Annotated in this window: 4 protein-coding genes; 3 read left to right on the top strand and 1 reads right to left on the bottom strand. The window is 73.6% G+C overall.

The genetic code is table 11. The features are described from left to right. Positions 1–136: 136 nt before the first annotated feature. Positions 137–607, bottom strand: coding sequence for an SAV_6107 family HEPN domain-containing protein (locus tag ACFU99_RS39210; protein WP_384402183.1), 471 nt, complete (start codon positions 605–607; stop codon positions 137–139). 188 nt (positions 608–795) lie between these two features. Between ACFU99_RS39210 and ACFU99_RS39205 the strand changes: the two genes are divergently transcribed. The 3 genes from ACFU99_RS39205 to ACFU99_RS39195 all read left to right on the top strand — a co-directional run. Next, positions 796–924, top strand: a complete 129-nt coding sequence (locus tag ACFU99_RS39205) for a hypothetical protein (RefSeq protein ID WP_384402187.1) — start codon at positions 796–798, stop codon at positions 922–924. Positions 925–959: 35 nt separating this feature from the next. Beyond that, entirely contained in the window at positions 960–1,613 is a 654-nt protein-coding gene (locus ACFU99_RS39200) for a TetR/AcrR family transcriptional regulator (protein WP_384402180.1), read from the top strand. Positions 1,614–2,037: 424 nt separating this feature from the next. Further along, positions 2,038–3,022: phytoene desaturase family protein (locus ACFU99_RS39195; RefSeq protein WP_384402177.1), on the top strand; the 985-nt coding region annotated here is incomplete at its 3' end.

Raw genomic sequence — 3,022 nt, 5'->3', positions numbered from 1 at the left:
GCCTATTGCCTACGGCGGGCCCGGCCGGTGCCGCCCCGCGCGCGCTCCGGCGCGCGCCCTGGACATGACACGGAACAGGACACCGGACACGGTGCCGGGCAGGCACCGGGCAAGACACCGGGCAAGGCAGCGACCCTCATCCCGCCTTGTCCCGCTCGGCCGCCGCCTGCCGCGGCAGGGCGGGCTGGAGCACCAGCATCCGCTCCACCAGGCGCAAGAACATGGCGGCGTCGCGCAGCAGGTCGTCGGCGTCGCGGCAGCTCGCCGCGGAGGGTATGCCCGCCTCCGCGCGGGCCCGGCGCGGGGCGCCCGAGGCGAACAGCGCGCTCCATTCGGCCAGCTCCGGCGCGACTTCGGGCAGCACTTCCCAGGCGCTGCGGATCCGCCGCCGGCGCCGCGCCGTGGTCTCGGGCCGGCCGCGGACGGCCAGCACGGCGGCCGCGGTGCGCAGGGCGGCGAGGTGGGCGGTGGCGTAACGCTCGTTGGGGGCTTCGAGGTCGGCGGCCTCGGCCAGTCCGTCGTGGGCCTGGGTGAGCAGGTCGAGCGCGGCGGGCGGGGCCGCGGCGCGGCGCAGCACGGGGTGGACGTCGCTCGCGGTACCGGCCATGACGAACCTCCTGTCGTCGTGTGGCGGCCGTTGGGTAGTCGCATGACCGCCGTATGTGCCCATCGTGGGGCACACCACTGACAATCGGCCCTGACCTGCACGAACACCCCTTGAGTCAGCCCCAGTTGACGGAGCGAGATCAGAGTGCGGCACTTTTTGTACTGACTGGCCAGTTCGAGGGAGGGCTCGTGAACAGCACCCCGCCGTGCGCCGTGCCGGCGGCGTTCACGGGGGGCGCGTTGGCGCTGACCGCGTGGACGGCCCGTCGCGGACAGGTGTGGTCCGTGAACCGGCCGCACCCGGAGCTGTCCCTGTGATCAGGCACTCCTCGGCGCCAGGCAGAATCAGCACCATGGACAGCAGCGCTGCAGCAATCCGGAGGGTGCGGCCCCGGTCTCCGGGCGACACCCGCCGGCAGGTCACCCGGCAGAAGCTCTTCGAGGCGGCCGTGACCCTCATCGCCGAGCAGGGGTTCTCCTCCACCACGGTGGACGAGATCGCCGAGCGGGCCGGGGTGGCGAAGGGCACGGTCTACTACAACTTCGCCAGTAAGAGCGTGCTGTTCGAGGAGTTGCTGCGGCACGGCATCGAACTGCTCAGCTCCTCGCTCCAGCGGGCCGCCGACGAGACGGCGGCTCGCGGCGGGAGCCGGGTCGACGCGCTGGACGCCATGATCCGGGCCGGGCTCTGCTTCATCGCCCGCTACCCCTCGCTCACCCAGCTGTACGTGGCCGAGCTGTGGCGCACCAACCGCGCCTGGCAGTCCACCTTGATGCAGGTGCGGCAGAAGGCGATAACCGTGATCGAGTCCGTGCTGCGGGAAGCGGTGGCCGGCGGCGAGCTGAGCAAGGAGATCGACATCCCGCTGACGGCGTCGGCGCTGTTCGGGATGGTGCTGGTGGCCGCGCTGGACTGGCAGTCGTTCCAGCCGGAGCGCTCCCTGGAGGAGGTGCACGCGGCCCTCTCCCGGCTGCTCCAGGGGCGCATCAGCGGCAGCCCGCGGTAACCGCCCGCCGCAATCGCGCGCCGTTCCAACGCTGTTCCGGCGCGGACCGATCCCCCCTTCGGCCCGCGCCGGAACACGGCGTTCCCCCGTGTCCCCCGTGGAACCCCCGTTCCCGGCAGAGCACCGCGATTCCCCCGTGGTGCCCCACCGTTTCCTTCCGGGCCGCCCGCCGGTTCCGCCGCCCCGTGTCGGCGGTCTCGGCGCTGCGCCCCTTCCGTGGTCACTACTTTCCCTTCCGTGCAGGTCGGGGCCCATCCGTGCATCTACTCATCTCATCGTCTGAGTACGTGTACTCAGACCTGAGTGCTCACCCCCACGGACACCACTTCAAGGTCGTCCGCGGCCGTCCCCGGCGGAACATCGGCTGAAGCGGCGGCAGGCCGGGCCGCCGGCGTTGTCAGTGGTGCCGGATAAAGTCACGGGCATGGCAAGGATTGCGGTGATCGGCGCCGGGATGGGCGCGATGGCGGCCGCCGCCCGGCTGGCCGTCGCGGGCCACCGGGTGGCGGTGTACGAGCGCGGTGACACGTACGGGGGCGGCGTGCGGCGGCTCGGCCGTGACGGGTTCGCCTTCGACACGGGGCCGGGGCTGCTGCACCTCCCGGCGGTGTACCGCGATCTGTTCGTCAAGACCGGCAAGGAGTCCCTGGAGCAGAGCGTCGAGCTGTCCCAGGTCGACCCGGCGAGCCGGCACGTCTTCGCGGACGGCACGGTCCTCTCGCTGCCCAACGCCTCGCGTGCGGGCGTCGTACGGGCGTTGGACGAGGCGGCCGGCGGGGGCGCGGGCGAGCGGTGGAGCGATCTGGTCAACCGGGCGCGCGAGGTGTGGGACGCCACGCGCCGGCCGCTGCTGGAGGAGCCGCTGCGGGCCGACTGGCAGGTGCTGGGCCGCGACCCCTACCCCGCGCCCCGCAGGCGCGGGCTGTTCCGGCGGGACGGCGGCCCGGCCACGCTGGCGTCCGTCGCCCAGCGGGAGCTGAGGGACCCGCGCCTCGTCGCCCTCCTGGAGAGCTACGCCCTGGCGTACGGCTTCGATCCCCGCACCGCGCCCGCGAGCGCCACGGCGCTGCCCTATCTGGAGCAGACGTTCGGCAGTTGGTACGTGCGCGGCGGGATGCGGGCGCTGGCCGACGCGCTGTACGAGCGGTGCCGCGCGCGGAAGGTGGAGTTCGCCTTCGGCGCGGAGGTCACGCGGATCGTCGAGAAGGACGGCCGGGCGGCGGGCGTCGAGCTGGCGGACGGGACCGTCGCGGCGGCGGACTCCGTGGTCAGCGGCGTCGATGCGGCGCTCCTGCCGCCGATGCTCGGCGGGGCCGACCCCTGTCAGGAGGGGCGGAACGGGCAGGAGGGGGCCGTGCGGCCGGGGTCCGGGGGCCGGGGCGTCGGGCGGTTCACGGTCTGTCTGGCGG

The organism is Streptomyces sp. NPDC057654, from assembly GCF_042800135.1.
Classification (GTDB): domain Bacteria; phylum Actinomycetota; class Actinomycetes; order Streptomycetales; family Streptomycetaceae; genus Streptomyces.
Note: the sequence above shows the minus strand (reverse complement) of the source record. Positions and strands in the feature narration are given on the sequence as shown.